Here is a 19,345-nt window from a genome sequence, read left to right on the forward strand (position 1 = left end):
AATGAAAATAACAGCCATAGAACCGACGCCAAGTCCGAATACCATGAAGGTTATTTTGACAGAAGCACTTGCCGGCGGTAAAAGCAACAACTACAAAAAGGATCAAAAAGACGAAGCCCCAGAAATGATCAAGCGTATTTTAAGCATTGAAGGTGTAAAAGGGGTTTATCATGTCGCAGATTTCTTAGCAGTCGAGCGAAATGCAAAGTTTGACTGGCAGGGTATTTTACAGCAGGTCAGAGAAGCCTTTGGACAAGAAACAGAAGGCCTTCAGGAAGGATCGCAGTCAGGCGATGACACATTTGGTGAAGTGAAAGTGTTTGTCCAAATGTTTAATGGGATTCCGATGCAGGTCAAACTGTCAGACGGTGAAAGAGAAGAGCGGTTTGGCATGCCTGACCGTTTTCAAGCAGCCATTTTAAAGCTTAGAAGCAGCTCAGACAATGTCGTGTTTGAACGTGTGTGGAAAGAACACGGCGTTCGTTTTGGGGAATTTGCTGATATCGGTCAGGAAGTCACAGAGGAGCTGCAAGCAGCCTATGATGATGAGCGTTTAGCCCGATTAACAGAGGCAGTAAAAGAAGGGCAGGAAGCTGTAGATAGACAGGTGAACCGAAAAGCATATGATGTAACAGAAGCCATGCTGCAAGAGGAAGATTGGAAAAAACGTTTTGCCCATTTAGAGCAAATGCAGCCAGAGCAAAAGGATATACCTGTTTTAATGAAAGCAATGGAGGATCCAAAAACGTCTATTCGCAGACAAGCCGTTGTGAATGCTGGCATGATTGAGGATCCTGCCATTCTGCCTATTTTATATAAGGGGCTCGAGGACAAAACAGTGACAGTCCGCAGAACGGCTGGTGACTGTATTTCTGACCTTGGTGACCCTAGCGCTATAGAAGCCATGATCGCAGCATTAAAGGATCCGAGTAAGCTCGTCCGCTGGCGTGCAGCTATGTTCCTTTATGAAGAAGGGGACGAAACGGCACTTGAAGCATTAAAAGAAGCAGAGCAAGACCCTGAGTTTGAAGTCAGTCTTCAAGTCAAAATGGCGATTGAGCGCATTGAGCATGGAGAAGAAGCGAAAGGCTCTGTGTGGAAGCAAATGACAGAAAGTAGAAAGAATGCATCAGAATGATGAGAAAAATGAACAAGCTGCCAATGAAAAGCAGCTTGTTTTTCTAAAAAAGATAGACAGAAAAATTTTTTTAGAAAAATTATTTTGAATATTGTTGAAATATGCGAAAAAACTCTATATAGTAGTACCAATATAGAATATTGGAGGTCAGATTTTATGACACGAACCTTGCTGAGCGCTTGCTTCAGCAGCCATGTTAGTCATCAGTCATTCATAGGTGGCTAAATAAACAGAAAATTTGTAAAATAAAATCAACTCAAAATCATGCAGTCAACAAGACTTGTAGTATAGGAGGCTTTTTAAACAGATGGCAGAACTACGCAGTAATATGATTAAACAAGGAATCGACAGAGCACCTCACCGAAGCTTACTAAGAGCAGCGGGGGTAAAGGATGAGGATTTCGGCAAGCCATTTATTGCCGTATGTAATTCCTATATTGATATTGTCCCAGGACATGTCCATCTTCAGGAATTCGGGAAGATTGTGAAAGAAGCCATTCGTGAAGCTGGCGGCGTTCCATTTGAATTCAATACGATTGGCGTCGATGATGGAATTGCCATGGGTCATATCGGGATGAGATATTCATTGCCAAGCCGTGAAATCATTGCTGACTCTGTAGAAACCGTTGTATCTGCTCATTGGTTTGATGGAATGGTTTGTATTCCTAACTGCGATAAAATCACACCAGGAATGATGATGGCAGCGATGCGCGTGAATATCCCGACTGTTTTTGTGAGCGGCGGACCGATGGAAGCGGGTAGAACAAGTGATGGCAGAAAAATTTCTCTTTCTTCTGTATTTGAAGGTGTTGGTGCATACCAGTCAGGTAAAATCAATGAAGAGGAATTAAATGAATTAGAGCAGTTTGGCTGTCCAACCTGCGGATCTTGTTCAGGTATGTTTACAGCTAACTCAATGAACTGCTTAGCAGAAGCACTCGGGATTGCTCTTCCTGGAAATGGAACAATTTTGGCGACATCACCAGAGCGAAGAGAATTTGCGAAGAAGTCTGCAAAACAACTCATGGAGCTCATCAAAAAAGATATTAAACCACGGGATATTGTCACTGAAAAAGCAATTGATAATGCATTTGCATTAGATATGGCTCTTGGTGGTTCAACTAATACTGTTCTTCACACATTGGCGATTGCGAATGAAGCAGGTGTTGAATATTCACTTGAACGTATCAATGAAGTAGCAGAACGTGTGCCTCATTTATCGAAACTTGCTCCAGCTTCAGATGTTTATATTGAGGATTTACATGAAGCAGGCGGCGTTACAGCGGCACTAAATGAATTGTCTAAAAAAGAAGGCGCTCTTCATTTAGATACAATGACCGTTACTGCGAAAACGCTCGGCGAGAACATTGCGGGACATGAGGTAAAAGACTATAACGTCATTTATCCAATTGATAAGCCATTTACTGAAAAAGGCGGCTTAGCCGTTTTATTTGGAAACCTTGCGCCAGATGGAGCCATCATTAAAACGGGCGGGGTACAAGACGGGATCACACGCCATGAGGGACCTGCGATCGTATTTGAATCCCAAGAAGAAGCCCTTGAAGGCATCATTAATAGAAAAGTAGAAGCAGGACATGTTGTCATCATTCGCTACGAAGGACCTAAAGGCGGACCTGGCATGCCTGAAATGCTTGCACCTACTTCACAAATCGTCGGTATGGGACTTGGACCAAAGGTTGCTTTAATTACAGACGGACGTTTTTCCGGCGCTTCTCGCGGATTGTCTATTGGACACGTCTCACCAGAGGCAGCTGAGGGCGGCCCGCTTGCCTTTGTTGAAAATGGTGACCATGTCGTTGTCGATATCGAGCAGCGCATTTTAAGCGTAGATGTCCCAGAGGAAGAATGGGAAAGAAGAAAAGCAAACTGGAAAGGCTTTGAGCCAAAAGTAAAAACAGGTTATCTTGCTAGATATTCAAAACTTGTGACATCAGCCAATACAGGCGGAATCATGAAAATTTAATCTGATATCGAACATTTGAAAATTGGCTCTCTCTATAGTATCCTTTATTCACAACATAAGGATTATAGAGGGGGCTTTTTTATGTCAATGGCATATGAAGAATACATGCGCCAGCTCGTTGTACCGATGCGTCAAGAGCTGACAAGTGCAGGATTTCAAGAACTAACAACGGAAGAAGAAGTAGAACAAACGATGCAAGAAAGAGAAGGAACGACATTTGTGGTTGTCAATTCTGTATGCGGGTGCGCTGCCGGATTAGCACGTCCAGCTGCTACTCAAGCTGTGATGAAGGCAGAAAAAACGCCAGATCGAATTGTCACAGTTTTTGCTGGCCAGGACAGGGAAGCAACGGCAAAAATGAGAGAATACTTCACAGGCGAAGAGCCATCGTCTCCATCTATGGCACTTTTAAAAGGAAATGAACTTGTTCATTTTATTCCGCGTGACGAAATTGAAGGTCATGAAATGGAAGACATCATGAACAACGTCTTATCTGCATTCGAAAAACATTGCTAATACACATGTTGAAATGTCCTGTGATCAAATCAGGGCATTTTTTCATGATCATGATGGAGGAACCGCATGCTTATCACAACAAGCTTTAGAGCAAATGAACAAACGATTGAAACAGCAAAAGCCCTTGCAGAGGATTTACACGGCGAGTATGTAGAGAGGCGCAAACAATCTGTCAAGCAGCTTGCGATAAAACGAGGAGACGTCCTTGTTGTGGGGAAAGAAAGATTCGAATGGTATCAGCCAAATGGTGAAAAGTTTTTCTTTCATCCAAGCTCAGCAATGTTCAGGGTGAAGCGGCTCATGCGCGGAGAAAAGGATCCTTTAATCGAAGCCACGCAGCTTCAGCCTGGCGATTCCTTTTTGGATTGTACGCTTGGCTTAGGATCAGATGCCATTACAGCCAGCATGCGAGTAGGTACGAAGGGAAGGGTCGTTGGTATCGAAAAGAATCCCATGACAGCATTGCTAGTGCGAGAAGGACTAAACACATGGGAGACAGGGTTAAGAGAGGCAGATGAAGCGATGAAACGGATATCTGTTGTAAGTGGAGACAGTATCGAGCAGCTAAAGAAGCTCTCTGATGGTTCATTTGATGTCGTCTATTTTGATCCGATGTTTGAGGAGACAATTCAAGAATCTGCAAGTATCGCTCCGCTACGTCATGCAGCAGAGCACCACTTTGACAACGAAATAGCCGTCCAAGAAGCACTGAGAGTGGCGAGAAAAAGGGTAGTTTTAAAAGATCATTGGAAAAGCACCCGATTTCTAGCAGACTCCTATCAATTTCACGTTTTAAAACGAAAAACAGCTCAATTTCATTATGGATATATTGAGAAAGAAAAAAGCCCTCACTAATAGACAATACTTTGAATTCCTTGTCAATCATCTAAAAAAGCCCTTATTCAGGGCTTTTAATCTGTAATCTCCATATAGACAAAATAAAATAACGTCAGCAAGGAAGCCGTAATGAAAAACCCTTCAAGCATACCCATTCCTCCCAAATTTTAGTCGCCTTTGCTACCATTGTAAACGTTTTATTATGAAAAAGAAAGTCTCAAATCGATGGCCAAATTGAATGACTGAAAATTCATTATATGCTAGAATAGCAGTATGATAACTTATGGAAGGAATTAGATATCATGAAGATGTGGATGAGAAAAACGCTTGTTGTGCTCTTTACGATTGCAACTTTTGGTTTAGTCTCTCCTCCGTCGGCTTTGATGACAGACAAGCCTTCTGAACTTTCTTCATCTGATAAAACGCCTTATACAGCTGTTTATGATACATCAGATGAAATGCGCAGCTGGGAACTAACGCAAGAGGAAAGCAAAGAGCAGACAGATCCCTTTGAGCAATATAAGCAAGAGGTGCTGTCAAATGCAGAAAATCAATCCTTTCTCAAATTTGGCCGTAAAATCACACCTGTCATTGAGGACGAGTACAGAGAAGAGATTCAGCCGAAGATTGAACAAGTGTTAACCGACTATTTAACAAATTTCAAAGATGACGAAAAATTTCAAGATGTTGTTTTAACTGATCAGCCTTCAAGCGGAAATGGCGAAAAAATCTTCCACATTTACAACCGCAAGACCGGAGAAGATTTGCTCCGTTTCCATGTCAGAAGAGATCAGCCGCCTCACAGCGGATATTGGTTTAACTTTCATTACCATACAGCAGAAGATGGATTCCAGACGCATCATGAACTCGGTAATATTTACTGGGATAAAAACACCCCGCCGAGCTGGATGAGCCACTAGAAGGAGATGTCATGCCAATTGAAAAAATATACAATGAACGAAATGGTGCAGATTACAAAACAAATGTTAAACGACCGCGGAGTGAAAATTGAAGATATCGCACACATTGTGCTGAAGCTCCAAGAAAAATATCATCCAAACCTTCCACTTAGTGTCTGTATTGAAAATGTTGAAAAAGTGCTGAATAAAAGAGAAATTGTCCATGCGGTTTTAACAGGACTTGCCCTTGACCAGCTGGCAGAACAAAAGCTTTTGCCAGAACCTTTACAGCACTTAGTTGAAACAGATGAGCCGCTATATGGAATTGATGAGATTATTCCGCTTTCCATTGTCAATGTATATGGATCAATCGGTTTGACCAACTTCGGTTATTTAGATAAAGAGAAATTTGGTATTATTCGTGAATTAGATGAGGGCCGTCCAGGTGAAGTGCATACTTTCCTTGATGACCTAGTCGCTGCACTTGCCGCAGCAGCTGCAAGCCGCATTGCTCACTCTCACCAAGATATTAAAGATGAAGAGCAGGAACGAGTGAATCAAGTATAAAAAGAAAAACATGTCTGCTCATCATGCAGGCATGTTTTTTTGGTTTCAACAAAAGCAGAAATAAGGTAAACTACAACAAGAACATAAATAAAGGATGAAAAAAATGAAACAATACAAAGAGTTATGCCGTCATGTATTACAGCACGGGGATGAAAAAGGTGACAGAACGGGTACAGGTACAATTAGCACGTTCGGTTACCAGATGAGATTTGATTTACAGGAAGGATTTCCTCTTTTAACAACAAAGAAATTACACCTGAAATCAATCATTCATGAGTTGCTTTGGTTTTTAAAAGGTGATACAAATGTCAAATATCTTCAAGAAAATGGTGTCCGGATTTGGAACGAATGGGCAGATGAAAATGGAGAGCTGGGCCGTGTGTACGGAGCGCAGTGGAGATCATGGGCAAGTGGAGACGGCGAGACCGTGGATCAGATCACAAAGCTGATTCATGATATTGAGCACAATCCGAATTCAAGACGACTGATCGTCAGTGCTTGGAACCCGGGGGAAATTGATCAAATGGCGCTGCCTCCTTGTCATTGTCTGTTTCAATTTTACGTATCAAACGGGAAGCTTTCCTGCCAGCTATATCAAAGATCGGCAGATATCTTTTTAGGCGTGCCGTTTAATATCGCTTCATATGCTCTCCTAACGATGATGATTGCTAAAGTCACAAATCTTGAGCCAGGCGAGTTTATTCATACACTTGGAGATGCTCATATTTACCAAAATCATCTTCCGCAGGTGAAAATGCAGCTGGAGCGCGAGGAACGCACGCTTCCTAAGCTTCGCATCACAAGGGATGTAAAGAGCATTTTTGATTTTACGTTTGATGATTTTGTGCTTGAGAACTATGATCCGCATCCGCATATTAAAGGAGAAGTCAGTGTATGATTTCCATGATTGTGGCGACAGGAGAAGACAGAGTCATTGGTCAAGATAATCAAATGCCTTGGCATTTACCCGCAGATTTAGCGTATTTTAAAAAAGTCACAGGCGGACATACGATTGTCATGGGCAGAAAAACCTTTGAATCGATTGGACGAGCGCTGCCTAACCGCCGAAACATTGTGCTGACCACAAGTTCTTCTTTTAAAGCAGAAGGATGCGAGGTTGTTCATTCAATTGCTGACGTTTTGGCAATTGCGGAAAGCGAGACAGAGCTATTTATTATTGGCGGGTCTAAGCTGTATGAAGAGATGATGCCATATGCGAATCGTCTCTATATCACGCACATTCACCATGCGTTTGAAGGAGACCGTTATTTCCCGTATTACAATGAAGACGAATGGACGATTGTATCACGCGAAAAAGGCCATCGTGACGAAAAGAACCCCTACAATTATGAATTTGTCGTCTATGACAAAAAAGGATAAGTGAGTAGGAGGAGTACGGTTGTTTCGTTATTGGTTTTTAACGATTTATGTTGTTGTATCCTTTTTAAAAAGTATGAGGCATTTGTACGATCATGAATTAACGGATCCACGCATTTCCTATACGAAACGAATGCATCTCATTCATGAGCATGCAAAAAGGTTTGCCCGGGGATGTATTGATCAATCAGGATCAGTCATGACCATTCATCAGCAAAAGAAGCTGCCAGACTGCCCGGTTATTTATGTCACAAAAGAGCTGAATCCAGTCACGACGACATTATTGATCGGCCACCTTGAGCAGCCAGTTGCTTTTATGGCAAAGCCGAAGCTCTTTCGGTGTCCGATTTTAAAACAGTGGCTGAAAAAAATGGCGGTCATTCACCAGAATCAAACGGATGAGGTCTTATTAGAAGAAACAAAGGAAAGAATCATGTCTGGACAGAGTCTACTGCTTTCAGAAGAGTATCGTCATATTGCAGAGGCGCTTGCTGAAGAATTCGATTGTCCGCTTGTACCGATTGAAACGAGCGGAACGGATCGTCTTTTAACGGGGAAGTTTGTGAAGAGAATGCGTCCTGTTAATGTCGATATTCATATTAAAGCTCCTGTCATGATCAGTGATTACGCACAAAAGCGTGCATAGAAAAAACCAGCAATCCGAATAGAGGATGCTGGTTTTTTTATGCAGCAGGAATGTTTACGCAATAGAATAAAATACAGAAGAACATCGATGCACTGCCGCCGAGAACAAAGCTGTGCCAAATCGCATGGTGATAGGGGATTTTCCGCCAAATATAAAAGATGGTTCCGACTGAATATAATATACCGCCTAACAGTAAGAGTCCAAATCCTGCACCTGTTAATTGGATATAAAGCGGTTTGATGGCAATGATAATCATCCAGCCCATTAATAAATAGACGAGGGTAGATACGATAATAAAGCGTTTGACAAAAAAGATTTTAAAGACAATCCCACCAGCAGCAAGCGCCCATACAATCGCAAGGAGCGTATATCCGAGTGCCCCTTTTAGTGGTCCAAGTAAAAAGGGTGTATATGTACCAGCAATCAATACATAAATAGCCGAGTGGTCGAGGATTTCAAAAATATCTTTTGTTTTTTTGTGCCGAATGCTATGAAGCAGGGTTGAACTTAAATAGAGCAGAAGCATGGATGCACCAAATATCGAAAAGCTGATAATATCTGTGACGGTGCCGTATTGAACAGCGAATAAGACGAGAAACACAATAGCTGGTATGGATAAAATAACACCAATGCCATGTGTAATGGCGTTTGCAATTTCTTCTTTTACAGTAAACAATGGATGTCCTCCTTTTATTGAACCGGTATATAACCATCAAGCGACTTCAGGAATGAAAGACCTTCAAGTGTAATCTTCGTTCCGGCCCTGCCTTTTCCTTTCGTCACGTATGCTTTTTTCTCAAGATCATCTAAGCGGTTTCTCACCTGCTGAGGGGTGAGCGGAATGTCTCCTTGCTTGCTTAGTTCAGACAAGATGCGTCTGCTGGCTGCTTCTCCTTTTTCATTGAGAGATTTAATGGCTTCCAGCAAGAAAACAAACTCTTGTTTTTCCATTAGTGTGAGCTGGTGTTCTTCCTTTTTACCTTTTACGGCTGAGGGAAGAGGTGCTAACACAAAGGGAGGTAAATGATGTAAAAATACCGTGTGACCCTCGAGTATGGACGCAGCGTAATGAACGATATTTTTGAGCTCTTGCACATTTCCTTCAAATGGATACTGCTGCAAGGCTTCCCAAACACTTGGATCAATGTCAGGAGCCATGTTCAGCTCTTGAAAGAAAGCATTTGTTAACACAGGAATGTCTGTTTTTCGTTCAGCTAAAGCCGGAAGGGCCAAATGAAGAACATTCAAACGATAAAACAGCTCGGGTAAAAAGGTAGAAGAAACCCTGAGTGCCTCTATTGATAAAGACGAAGAAGCGATTACTTTTGTTGCAGGTGATGTTTCTAGAAAGTGAATGACCTTGTGCTGCATAGGAATACTTAATGCGGCAACTTCATCTAAATAAAGAATTTGATTGTTTTTTTCTGTGAAGGCTTTCTGTAAGATTTCTTCATTCAAGATGGGGCAATACATGTGTGTCATTGCTGCGTTCGCCATTTCTTGGGCAAATAGTGTTTTGCCTGTGCCTGTGTCTCCTGTTATTAAGACCGGCTGTTCGTTTTTCGAAAATTGTTTTGCCAGATGAATGGCATGCTTGATGTCTTGATGATCTCCATATATAGACGTGAACGATTGTGTGGCCATGAGGTGGTTCCTTTCTTTGTGGTTCTAATTGGTTCAATTGTAACACCCAATTAAAACAAATGTACAGGAAAACGAAAAAGTTTATAAAATTTATGATGGATCCGTGATCTATTGGTTTATTTTTTGAATATTCATGTTATAATGACAAATTAAATAAGGTTAAAGAGAAAGGATCTTGTACATGAAACCGTTGCTCAAAGAAAATACGCTAATTCAAGTGAAAGACATCTTAAAAGCCCATCAAAATTTGAAGGATGTAGTCATTCATACACCACTTCAAAAAAATGAGCGACTTTCTGAACGATATGAATGTAATGTCTACTTAAAAAGAGAGGATCTTCAAGTAGTTCGTTCCTTTAAATTAAGAGGCGCCTTTAATAAAATGAGCCAACTTCCAAAAGATAAACTAGAAAATGGCATTGTCTGTGCAAGTGCTGGAAATCACGCACAGGGTGTTGCCTATTCTTGTAAATATTTAGGCATCCACGGGAAAATTTTTATGCCTGCTACGACGCCAAGGCAAAAAGTATCCCAAGTGGAGCTGTTCGGAAAAGAATATGTTGAAATTATTTTAACCGGAGATACGTTTGATGATTCGTATCATGAAGCCGTAAAATGCGGAGATGAAGAAAAGCGCGAATTTATCCATCCGTTTGATGATTTGGATGTGATGGCAGGACAAGGAACGACTGCTGTCGAAATATTAAACGATATCGAAGTGGAGCCTCACTTTTTATTTGCAAGTGTCGGAGGTGGAGGTCTGTTATCTGGTGTTGGTACATATATCAAAAATATCTCACCAGAAACCGAAATCATTGCAGTCGAACCGCTTGGCGCAGCTTCACTGCATGCGTCACATGAGAAGGGCGAGGTTGTGACACTTGATTCGATTGATAAGTTTGTGGACGGAGCAGCGGTTCAGCGGATTGGCGAAAAGACGTTTACATCGCTTCAGTCTGTTGTCGATAAAATCAGTCTAGTACCAGAAGGGAAAGTATGTACAACAATTTTGGAGCTGTATAATCAATGTGCGATTGTAGCAGAACCGGCAGGCGCATTGCCGATCGCAGCATTAGATGCCCATCGCGAGGAGATTAAAGGCAAAAATGTTGTCTGCATTGTCAGTGGAGGAAATAATGACATCGGCAGAATGCAGGAAATCAAAGAACGCTCAATGATCTATGAAGGGCTTCAACATTACTTTATTGTCAATTTCCCGCAAAGAGCAGGAGCACTTCGAGAATTTTTAGATGAAGTGTTAGGACCAAATGACGATATCTCACGCTTTGAATATACGAAAAAGAATAACCGAAGCAAAGGCCCTGCGCTTGTTGGCATCGAATTGAAAGAAAGAGATGACTATGCCGCGCTGATTGAACGGATGGATAAAAAAGGCTTCCACTATGTTGAAGTGAATAAAGATCAAGATTTATTCCACCTATTTATTTAGGCTTAACAGATAATTGGAAAAGAGGATTGATCGTTTGTGCTGCTCAAAACAATATGTTTTAGACGGATGGATGGAGCTCAGATCAAGGTAACAGAAGTCCCTGTTCTAAAGGGAGATGAGACGTATCGTTTCATGCTCACCTTTAGACTTGAAGCTTTCTTGAAAAAAGTCTATGTATCTAATGGAAAGAGAACTGTGTACTCTTTCAGAGAGGATGTGAAACGTAACGTCAAGTGGAGCACATATGAACAGATCTATCAGGAGCCTACACTGAAACACAATGCGTAAGCAGGAATCTTTGTCAAAAGGGGGAAGCAGCCATTTTGAAATGGCTGCCGCTCAGTTTGGCAAGGATTTTTTTCGTGACAAGAAGAAAATGTGACAATTTCAAAAACGTTAAGTCAGTTGTTTTCAAGTGTGCAGGAAATAAGGTAATATCATAAGTAAAGACTAAGACAGCAAGGATGAGACGATAGTGAAACAAATTAAAATTGTAACAGATTCAACTGTGGACCTTCCGCAAGAGAAAATCAATGATCTTTCCATTCACGTGATTCCGCTCAATATCTCCATTTCTGGAGTTGATTATATTGACCGAGTGAATATACAGCCAGATGAATTTATTGAAAAAATGGAGGCCGCTGAGGAACTGCCGAAAACGTCTCAACCTGCGATCGGTCAATTCGTCGAATTATATGAAAAGCTGACGGCAGATGGAAGTGAAGTGATCAGTATCCATTTAACTGGCGGGATGAGTGGTACTGTTCAAACTGCTGAAAGCGCTTCGAAAATGGTAGATGGAAACATCACGGTGATTGATTCGAATTTTATTTCCTATGGATTAGGATTTCAAGTCATCAAAGCAGCAGAACTAGCCAAAAAGGGTGCAAGCCGTGAAGACATTATCACAGAATTAGATAAAATCCGTCTTCAAACAAAGCTATATGTCACAATCGATACATTAGAAAATCTCGTCAAAGGCGGCAGAATTGGAAGAGGAAAGGCGCTGATCGGCTCACTACTTCACATCAAACCAATTGCCAGCTTAACAGACGGGGTATATACGCCAGAAGCGAATGTGAGAAGCTATTCTGCGCTTGTCCGTCATCTGACAAAACAGTATGTACAGGCGGTGAAGGGAAAAACAGTTCAAGCCATTGGGATCGCACATGCAGATGCATTAGAACTCGCTGAAAAGCTAAAAAAAGCGCTGCTTGATCATACACCTGAAGCACTGATTGACATCGCCTACACAACACCGATTATTTCGTGTCATACCGGAAAGGGCGCAATAGGTTTTACTTTTTATACCGATTGATGGAAAAAGGGGATGGGCATATCATGGATAGAAAAAGGGGAGCCTCACTTGGTGCGCTTATGATCATAAGCGTGCTTCTTTTAGTCTCATGTTCAAATGGACAAATCAAAGATGCGTTAAATTATCAAATAGAGCCGTTTGAGTTTGAAAACCAAGATGGTCAAAAGGTGTCATTGGAAGATTTGAAGGGGAAAGTATGGGTAGCAGATTTTATTTTCACAAGCTGTGAAACGATCTGTCCGCCGATGACCGCTCATATGACAGAGCTGCAAAAACGAATAAAAGAAGAAAAATTGGATGCGCATATCATTTCCTTTAGTGTGGACCCAGAGGTCGATTCACCGAAAAAGCTAAAAGAATTTGCAAAAGCCTATCCATTGTCCTTTAAAAATTGGGATTTTCTCACGGGGTATTCACAGTCAGAAATCGAAAAATTCGCAATGAAGAGCTTTAAGACCATTGTCAAAAAACCTGAAGATGAAGACCAAGTGATTCATCAGTCCCTGTTTTTCCTTGTAAATCAAGAAGGGAAAGTGATGAAAAATTATGATGGCGTGCAAAACACACCTTATGATGACATCATCAAGGACATCAAAACGCTGAACCGAAGCTAGCATAAGGATGTTCAAATGGGCGAAAACATGATACACTTTTTTAATCAGAAAAAGGAGGGACATCATCGTTTGAAGGCTCGTTTGATTTTGATTGTGATGTCTCTAGCATTTGTTCTTTCTGCATGTTCTGCGCAAGAGGCTGGCATAAAGGATAAACTAGAAGACACACAAAACGTAAAAGAACATATTACCATCGCAGCGGTTGGAGATTCCTTAACAGAAGGAATCGGAGATCAAGATAAAAAAGGCTATGCAGGCATGACCCGTGACAAGATAGAAGCGGTCGACGGCGTGCAATCTGTCACATTAAAAAACTATGCCATTAAAGGCAGTAGAACAGTAGATTTGTTAAAAAGATTAAAAGAAAAAAAGGTGCAGGACGGACTGAAAGACGCTGATTATATTTTCTTTACAATCGGCGGGAATGATCTCATGCATGTTGTCCGTCAAAATGTGCTTAATTTGACGTTTGCTCCTTTTAAAAAAGAGCAGGGTCCTTTTGAGGAGCGCTTTAAAACCATTCTTGCTCAACTGAGAGAACAGAATGGCCATGCGAAAATTATGTATGTCAGCATGTACAATCCTTTTAAGTTCAGTTTGTCTGAGCTGCGAGATATTGATGAAGTCGTCAAAGACTGGAATGCCGCTGCCAAAAAGGAACTCAAAAAAGACGGCAATGCGGATATGATCAATGTAGCAGACTTATTTGAAGAAGGTTCTGATGAAAAATTACTGGCAGATGATGATTTCCACCCAAACCAAAAGGGGTACTCTCTTATGGCAAATCGTTTATTCTCCGAAGTGAAAAAAGAAGGACTGCCGAAGGAATAGGGTGAAATAGATGAAAAAATGGAAAAGCTTATTTTTTATTTTACTTGCAATCAATCTATTGATTGTGATTGCCTGCGGTATTTTAATGCTGCTGCCAGGCGGTCAATCCGCTTCAACCAAAGAAGTGAAAAGCGAATATGCTTTTAATATATCCAGCTCAAAAGAATCGCTCACCAGTTTTGTGAATGATTATTTGAAAAATCAAGGATCAAATGATATGCCAGACTTTCATGTAGCGATCGATCAAGATGTGAAAGTAACAGGCGCAATTAAAGCTTTCTCTTCAACGATTGATGCAAACGTCTCATTTACGCCAACTGTTGAAGATAATGGTGATGTGCTTTTGAAAGTGGATGACTTTTCAATTGGACAATTGAGCATTCCAATTAGTTTTGTTTTAAGCTACATGGGTCAGTTCTATGAGCTGCCAGAATTCGTTCATGTAAAACCGGATCAAAAAACGGTTGAAGTGCGCCTTTCAGAAATGCCGCTGACGAATGATATGTATGTCAAAGCGAACAAAATTGATCTACAAAACGATGAAATTGAATTCTCATATTATCATCCAAAGCAATAGAACGTGTGAGTCAGGAGTGAAATCATGAAGCGAGTTTATCAATATTTTAGTTTACTGTCGTTTTTATTTGCTGCGTACTTTGGCATAACGGCTGCCAATGCTTTAAAAGCAGAAAATATCGATCAGTTTTACTTAAATATTGCCTACTGTGCATTATTTCTAGGCACGATGATTCTTGCTTTTGATTTTCAAAAGCAAGAAAAAGCTGAAGATGTCTCGTAAGGAGCCTTTTCCATTGGGAAAGGCTCTTTTTTATATTTGCCGAGACAAGACGACCTTCGCCATAAGTTCTGGCTCTCCGTTAGCAAATCCATGAAGCAGAATCAGGTATGCACGCTTTGTTTGCAAATGAACTTTGGGGATATCAAGCAGTACACTTTGAGTGCCGGCGGCTTTCAATTCAAAATGATATTTATTCGGGGAGAAATGATGAATGTGGGTACTGTTTAAATAATCAAGCTCCTTCGATATGATCCCTTGGTCTCGTTCATATATATCTATGGAAGGAAGGTCTGGAGACAGCTGTACAAATGTAAGTGCTGACAGGTCTTCTTGTTCGATCAAAGTAGTCTGCTGCTCAGTCAGCAGTGCAAAGCCTGCACGAGCACCTGTGATACAGAGTGTATAGACCTCGCCGCTCTTAAATTGAATGCGAGAATGAAGAATTTTTTCATTTGTAGCCAGTTTGAACACTTCTATTTCATACATTCCCTCATCCCACTCCATATAAGCGGTCAAATGGCTGTAAGGCATTGTTTTCATCAGCTGCTTCTGGTTCACATAAACAGCGAGCTCACTGAGATCTGGTGCAGCGTGAAATAATCGAATAAAGGCTTTTGATGAAGGGCTGCTTTGAAGATGCTCATAGGCGGCAGTGAATGGCCGATATGGAAAGTCATGATAAAAGAGCTGCTGCATGTCATCAATCCCTTCTTTCTCATACAATGGTGTTTTTTGTAGCGTATGCATGAAAAAGACGATCTGTATAGGCAAAAGAAGCAAAGAAAAAAGCCTGACGTATTCCGTCAGGCCGGCATGTTAAGAAGGAGAAGAATATTGATGATATTCAGCTAGTTTAATGAACGTTTTTTCATCCTCAATTAAACCGCAAACGCCGCACTGAACCTTCATTTGAGGACCTTGATAGCTCAAGTGAAAAGGAGACAGCTGCTCTCCTTCGTATCTTTCAACAACTGCTCCTGTCGCTGGATCTAGCTTGACAGGTTCTGAAAGCTGCTCAATGAGATTAAAGCGCGTTCTGTTTGTTTTACAGTTTGGACAAAGATAAGGGCTTGTCATGGTTCATTCCACCTCTTTTTATCCGTAGCATGTCCTAAGCGCTAAAATCTATGCTTAATCCTTTTGACTTTTATCCAGCTTTTTGAATAATTTGATCATCGTTTTGAGTTCTTCGTCATCAAATGACTCAAATCGCTCCATAAAGTATTCTGTTTTCTTTTTCTCAAAATGCTCAGTAATTTCCTTACCCTTATCGGTTAAGTGGATTTTGATAATGCGGCGGTCCTCTTTTGAACGGATACGGGTGATCCAGCCTTTTTCTACGAGTGTGTCAGTCACAGCGGTAATATGACTTGCTGACACTCCAAGAATGGAAGCGAATTCCGTTACTTTTTTTGCACCTTGCTCACGGAGCAGATTTAAAATAAGAAATTCATTCCGAGATAATTCGTTTTCGAGCAGGCTGTTAATTTCATAACGGATCTGCTTAAATACGGTTCTCAGTAAAGTGTCCATTTCGTACATCATTTGTTTTCTTTGTTCCAATCATTAAACCCCCATTATATTTTAAAGATACGACAGAATGCTTTCTTTTATTTTAGGTATACAAGTCGTATCATTTTCATTATTTTTTATCATGTTATAATATGATGATACCATTTTTTAAATGAAGGGGGCACTAATATGTCTGAAAAACAAGAATTAGCCACATTTGCAGGAGGCTGCTTCTGGTGTATGGTTAAACCTTTTGATGAACAGCCGGGCATTATCAAAGTTGAATCAGGGTATACTGGCGGACATACAGTGAATCCGACCTATGAGGAAGTATGTACAAATACAACGGGACATAGAGAAGCGGTTCAAATTACGTTTGATCCTGACGTGTTCCCGTATGAGAAGCTGCTAGAACTGTATTGGCAGCAAATAGACCCAACAGACGATGGCGGGCAATTTGGTGATAGAGGGGAATCCTACCGTACTGGTATTTATGTTCATCATGACGAGCAGCGAAAGCTAGCAGAAGCATCGAAAGAGCAGCTGAGCCAAAGCGGGGTTTTCAAAAAGCCAATCGTGACAGAAATTTTAGATGCAGGTCCTTTTTATCCAGCAGAGGAATATCATCAGCATTATTATAAGAAAAACAAAATGCACTACGAACGATATCATGTCGGTTCGGGCAGAGCCGGTTTTATTGAGTCCCATTGGAGTGATAAATAATGGCAAATGAAAAAGAAAAGCGTATAAAAGAATTAAACCGCATGCAGTATGAAGTCACGCAAAATAATGGTACAGAGCCGCCATTTCAAAATGAATTTTGGGATCATAAAGAAGAAGGTATTTATGTGGATATCATTTCAGGAAAGCCGCTGTTTTCTTCTTTAGATAAGTTTGATGCCCACTGCGGCTGGCCAAGTTTTACAAAACCGCTTGAAGAGGAAGAAGTAGCAGAGAAGGTTGATACGAGTCATGGAATGGTACGGACAGAGGTTCGCAGCAAAACAGCTGATTCTCATCTTGGCCATGTTTTTCCTGATGGACCAGGGCCAAACGGTCTTCGGTATTGTATTAACTCAGCCGCTTTGAAGTTTATCCCAAAGGATGATCTTGAAAAAGAAGGTTACGGGGATTTGAAACATCTATTTGATTGATCCATTTAAAAATCGTCACATGGAAAGCATTTGCTTCCGTGTGACGATTTTTTATTTTTTATGATGTGTATGATGTAATTGTTCGATGATGGTGAACAGCTTTTCTTTTGTAATGAGCGGTGCTTCTTTTGAGGTGTAATTCGTTAAATCGACTTTTTGAAAGGCAGGGTGCAAATGTGGTCTCGGTAAAATGGCATAAAATTGTTCATGTTCAAAGAGTGCATCTGCTTCGTGCGGGAATGTGAGCTCCTCGTGAAGCTTTTCGCCAGGTCTTTTTCCGACAACGAGAATCTCCGGAGATTTAGCATTGATTTGGGCGGCATATTCATGAAATGCTTTTAAGAGATCGGCAAGCTGTAAGGACTCCATCTTGAGAATGAAGGTTTCGCCGCCTTTCATCATGATTGCTGCTTGAAGTGTGAGGGAAACAGCTTCTTCAATGGACATAAAAAAACGTGTCATATGAGGATCAGTCACGGTCAAAGGTTTTTCATTTAATAGCTGCTGGAGCATGATCGGAATGACGGAACCTCTAGATCCAAGCACATTGCCAAAGCGTACAGAGCAAAACTTGGTTTTTTGATTCGGAATACTTTCGTTTGCTTGGGAAAATAGTTTTTCTGAAATCAATTTTGTTGCACCCATGGCATTAGTCGGAGAAACCGCTTTGTCAGTTGAAATGTTGACAACATGACTCACTTCATGTTCGAGGGCGGCTTCAATGACGTGCTGCCCGCCGATGATATTCGTTTGAACGGCTTCGAACGGATTATCTTCACAAGTGGGTACTTGTTTTAAGGCCGCTGCATGAAAAATGATATCCACACCTTTGACGAGCTGTCTCACGCGGCTTGCATCCCGGACATCTCCTAAAGCGAATACGACCTCTGGATGATCTGCGTATTCATTTTTCATCATGTATTGTTTGCTGTCATCTTTACTGAAGACGATTACCTTTTTTGGAGAGCAGCTTGTTAATTTATTCACGATTTGCCGGCCGATGGATCCTGTACCGCCTGTAACTAATATCGTCTTGTCACGAAAAAAGGTCTTCAAAGTCGTTTCTATCTGATTGGACATATCTAATCCCCCAACTCTCATTTCTCTACTTTGCATCATATGTGAAAGAGCGGCATTCGTTTGAGGAAAAGAACCACTTCATGTATAAATTAGGTGAACAAATTATAACCATCTGCTTACCGTCTTAATAGAATATGGAGAGATAAGAGATTAACTAGAAAAACGAGAGACCTGAATACTTCAGTACTGCGATCAGCTCGGTCAGAGAAGAAAATTGTAAGGGAGCTGTGCGCGAGGGGAGAAGAGAAGACATGTATAGGGGAAATCGTATTTTAGCCATGATACCTGCATTTAGAAGTACCGACGGCCAGCATGATGAACATATACGCATATTGGCAGAGCGGCCGCTTATCTATTGGACCATTCAGCCGCTTTTGCAAATGATTGAGTTAGATGAAGTCATCGTCTCCTCAGAGGATGTCAATACGCAAATCATTTCATCTCACTACGGAGCAAATGTGATTGAACTGCCAAGTACACATGTAACAGAACAAACGCCGTCGCTGTTAGCTGTGAAGCATGCGCTTGCTTATTTAGAGCGGGAGGGGAAAACCTTTGATATTGTGCTATATCTGCAGCCATCGTCTCCTCTAAGACAGACGGCAGATATCGAGAAGTGCTTGCAGCTTTTAGTGGAGGGGGGATATGACTGCACCGCATCTTTTACAGAGGCGTTAGAAAACCCAAATGAAACTTGGACACTGCATGAAAACAATGAAGCTACTTTATATAAGGACAATCATTACTTTTTCATGCCAAAACATGAGCAGCCATATACGTATGGCCGGCTAAATGGTGCGGTATATGCTTTCCATGCTCATTATGTCAAAGAATGCATTCATTCCTTTTTAGAAGGATCTGTCGGAGCATATATGATGGATCACACGCGGTCGCTTGTGGTGAAACAGGAGGCGGACCGGAAAAAGGCAGAGCACGTCTTATTGGCTCGCCGAGATGCAGAAGATCATGCATAAGCTGA

25 protein-coding genes are annotated in these 19,345 nt (G+C 41.2%); 19 read left to right on the top strand and 6 right to left on the bottom strand.

Annotation, left to right across the window (positions count from 1 at the left end):
• Window position 1: 1 nt before the first annotated feature.
• The 9 genes from AC20OE_RS09040 (at window position 2) to AC20OE_RS09080 (ending at window position 7,964) form a co-directional block, all read left to right on the top strand.
• A complete protein-coding gene (locus tag AC20OE_RS09040) occupies window positions 2–1,138 on the top strand; it encodes a conserved virulence factor C family protein (RefSeq protein WP_487268804.1) in 1,137 nt (378 codons plus the stop codon).
• A 307-nt stretch (window positions 1,139–1,445) separates the two neighbouring features.
• The gene (ilvD, locus tag AC20OE_RS09045) at window positions 1,446–3,122 is read left to right on the top strand and encodes a dihydroxy-acid dehydratase (protein ID WP_024422739.1); all 1,677 of its coding nucleotides are present in this window, start codon (window positions 1,446–1,448) and stop codon (window positions 3,120–3,122) included.
• 81 nt (window positions 3,123–3,203) lie between these two features.
• A complete protein-coding gene (locus tag AC20OE_RS09050; RefSeq protein WP_039179382.1) occupies window positions 3,204–3,638 on the top strand; it encodes a BrxA/BrxB family bacilliredoxin in 435 nt (144 codons plus the stop codon).
• Between the two features lie 66 nt (window positions 3,639–3,704).
• Window positions 3,705–4,493 (top strand): class I SAM-dependent methyltransferase, encoded by a 789-nt coding sequence (locus AC20OE_RS09055; protein ID WP_487268805.1) that lies wholly within the window; start codon window positions 3,705–3,707, stop codon window positions 4,491–4,493.
• 284 nt (window positions 4,494–4,777) lie between these two features.
• Window positions 4,778–5,395, top strand: coding sequence for a YpjP family protein (locus AC20OE_RS09060; RefSeq protein ID WP_059377775.1), 618 nt, complete (start codon window positions 4,778–4,780; stop codon window positions 5,393–5,395).
• A gap of 18 nt (window positions 5,396–5,413) precedes the next feature.
• Window positions 5,414–5,941: a phosphatidylglycerophosphatase A family protein gene (locus AC20OE_RS09065; RefSeq protein WP_047203262.1), complete on the top strand. Its 528-nt coding sequence runs from the start codon at window positions 5,414–5,416 to the stop codon at window positions 5,939–5,941.
• Window positions 5,942–6,044: 103 nt separating this feature from the next.
• Window positions 6,045–6,839 carry a thymidylate synthase gene (locus AC20OE_RS09070; protein ID WP_041085780.1) on the top strand — a complete coding sequence of 265 codons (795 nt, stop codon included), beginning with the start codon at window positions 6,045–6,047 and terminating at the stop codon, window positions 6,837–6,839.
• Window positions 6,836–7,321 (top strand): type 3 dihydrofolate reductase, encoded by a 486-nt coding sequence (gene folA / locus AC20OE_RS09075; RefSeq protein ID WP_059377778.1) that lies wholly within the window; start codon window positions 6,836–6,838, stop codon window positions 7,319–7,321. The genes AC20OE_RS09070 and folA overlap by 4 nt, the downstream gene beginning before the upstream one ends.
• A 19-nt stretch (window positions 7,322–7,340) precedes the next feature.
• Window positions 7,341–7,964 (top strand): lysophospholipid acyltransferase family protein, encoded by a 624-nt coding sequence (locus AC20OE_RS09080; RefSeq protein WP_064497496.1) that lies wholly within the window; start codon window positions 7,341–7,343, stop codon window positions 7,962–7,964.
• Between the two features lie 37 nt (window positions 7,965–8,001).
• Here the strand turns inward: AC20OE_RS09080 and trhA are convergent, their stop codons facing one another.
• Window positions 8,002–8,640, bottom strand: coding sequence for a PAQR family membrane homeostasis protein TrhA (trhA, locus tag AC20OE_RS09085; protein WP_024428144.1), 639 nt, complete (start codon window positions 8,638–8,640; stop codon window positions 8,002–8,004).
• Window positions 8,641–8,654: 14 nt separating this feature from the next.
• The gene (locus AC20OE_RS09090) at window positions 8,655–9,608 is read right to left on the bottom strand and encodes an AAA-type ATPase lid domain-containing protein (protein WP_099663390.1); all 954 of its coding nucleotides are present in this window, start codon (window positions 9,606–9,608) and stop codon (window positions 8,655–8,657) included.
• Window positions 9,609–9,789: 181 nt separating this feature from the next.
• Here AC20OE_RS09090 and ilvA point away from each other — a divergent pair, with 181 nt between their 5' ends.
• From ilvA to ypmT, 7 genes are all read left to right on the top strand, one after another.
• Complete coding sequence (ilvA, locus tag AC20OE_RS09095) at window positions 9,790–11,058, top strand: threonine ammonia-lyase IlvA (protein WP_025093104.1); 1,269 nt, start codon at window positions 9,790–9,792, stop codon at window positions 11,056–11,058.
• Window positions 11,059–11,094: 36 nt separating this feature from the next.
• Window positions 11,095–11,346: a YpmP family protein gene (locus AC20OE_RS09100; protein ID WP_059377786.1), complete on the top strand. Its 252-nt coding sequence runs from the start codon at window positions 11,095–11,097 to the stop codon at window positions 11,344–11,346.
• 187 nt (window positions 11,347–11,533) lie between these two features.
• Window positions 11,534–12,376, top strand: a complete 843-nt coding sequence (locus tag AC20OE_RS09105) for a DegV family protein (RefSeq protein WP_024428148.1) — start codon at window positions 11,534–11,536, stop codon at window positions 12,374–12,376.
• Window positions 12,377–12,399: 23 nt separating this feature from the next.
• A complete protein-coding gene (locus AC20OE_RS09110; protein ID WP_058838899.1) occupies window positions 12,400–12,990 on the top strand; it encodes an SCO family protein in 591 nt (196 codons plus the stop codon).
• A 69-nt stretch (window positions 12,991–13,059) separates the two neighbouring features.
• Window positions 13,060–13,821, top strand: coding sequence for an SGNH/GDSL hydrolase family protein (locus tag AC20OE_RS09115; protein WP_058838922.1), 762 nt, complete (start codon window positions 13,060–13,062; stop codon window positions 13,819–13,821).
• 10 nt (window positions 13,822–13,831) lie between these two features.
• Entirely contained in the window at window positions 13,832–14,398 is a 567-nt protein-coding gene (locus AC20OE_RS09120) for a YpmS family protein (RefSeq protein ID WP_041085768.1), read from the top strand.
• Window positions 14,399–14,422: 24 nt separating this feature from the next.
• Entirely contained in the window at window positions 14,423–14,620 is a 198-nt protein-coding gene (ypmT, locus tag AC20OE_RS09125) for a protein YpmT (RefSeq protein WP_024422723.1), read from the top strand.
• A gap of 30 nt (window positions 14,621–14,650) precedes the next feature.
• Here the strand turns inward: ypmT and AC20OE_RS09130 are convergent, their stop codons facing one another.
• From AC20OE_RS09130 to AC20OE_RS09140, 3 genes are all read right to left on the bottom strand, one after another.
• Window positions 14,651–15,316 (bottom strand): DUF4397 domain-containing protein, encoded by a 666-nt coding sequence (locus tag AC20OE_RS09130; protein WP_099663391.1) that lies wholly within the window; start codon window positions 15,314–15,316, stop codon window positions 14,651–14,653.
• A gap of 120 nt (window positions 15,317–15,436) precedes the next feature.
• Entirely contained in the window at window positions 15,437–15,697 is a 261-nt protein-coding gene (locus AC20OE_RS09135) for a hypothetical protein (protein ID WP_024422721.1), read from the bottom strand.
• Between the two features lie 54 nt (window positions 15,698–15,751).
• Window positions 15,752–16,183 carry a MarR family transcriptional regulator gene (locus AC20OE_RS09140; protein WP_007500780.1) on the bottom strand — a complete coding sequence of 144 codons (432 nt, stop codon included), beginning with the start codon at window positions 16,181–16,183 and terminating at the stop codon, window positions 15,752–15,754.
• Window positions 16,184–16,321: 138 nt separating this feature from the next.
• Between AC20OE_RS09140 and msrA the strand changes: the two genes are divergently transcribed.
• Both msrA and msrB read left to right on the top strand, forming a co-directional pair.
• Window positions 16,322–16,855 carry a peptide-methionine (S)-S-oxide reductase MsrA gene (msrA, locus tag AC20OE_RS09145; protein WP_041085761.1) on the top strand — a complete coding sequence of 178 codons (534 nt, stop codon included), beginning with the start codon at window positions 16,322–16,324 and terminating at the stop codon, window positions 16,853–16,855.
• Window positions 16,855–17,286, top strand: coding sequence for a peptide-methionine (R)-S-oxide reductase MsrB (gene msrB, locus AC20OE_RS09150; protein ID WP_024422719.1), 432 nt, complete (start codon window positions 16,855–16,857; stop codon window positions 17,284–17,286). Before msrA ends, msrB begins: the two co-directional genes overlap by 1 nt.
• A 51-nt stretch (window positions 17,287–17,337) precedes the next feature.
• On the opposite strand, the gene AC20OE_RS09155 is transcribed toward msrB, so the two are convergent.
• Window positions 17,338–18,366 carry an SDR family NAD(P)-dependent oxidoreductase gene (locus AC20OE_RS09155; protein WP_099663392.1) on the bottom strand — a complete coding sequence of 343 codons (1,029 nt, stop codon included), beginning with the start codon at window positions 18,364–18,366 and terminating at the stop codon, window positions 17,338–17,340.
• A 251-nt stretch (window positions 18,367–18,617) separates the two neighbouring features.
• Between AC20OE_RS09155 and AC20OE_RS09160 the strand changes: the two genes are divergently transcribed.
• Window positions 18,618–19,340 (top strand): acylneuraminate cytidylyltransferase family protein, encoded by a 723-nt coding sequence (locus AC20OE_RS09160; protein WP_099663393.1) that lies wholly within the window; start codon window positions 18,618–18,620, stop codon window positions 19,338–19,340.
• Window positions 19,341–19,345 lie beyond the last annotated feature (5 nt).

It is taken from the genome of Bacillus sp. SRI_025 (assembly GCF_057592095.1).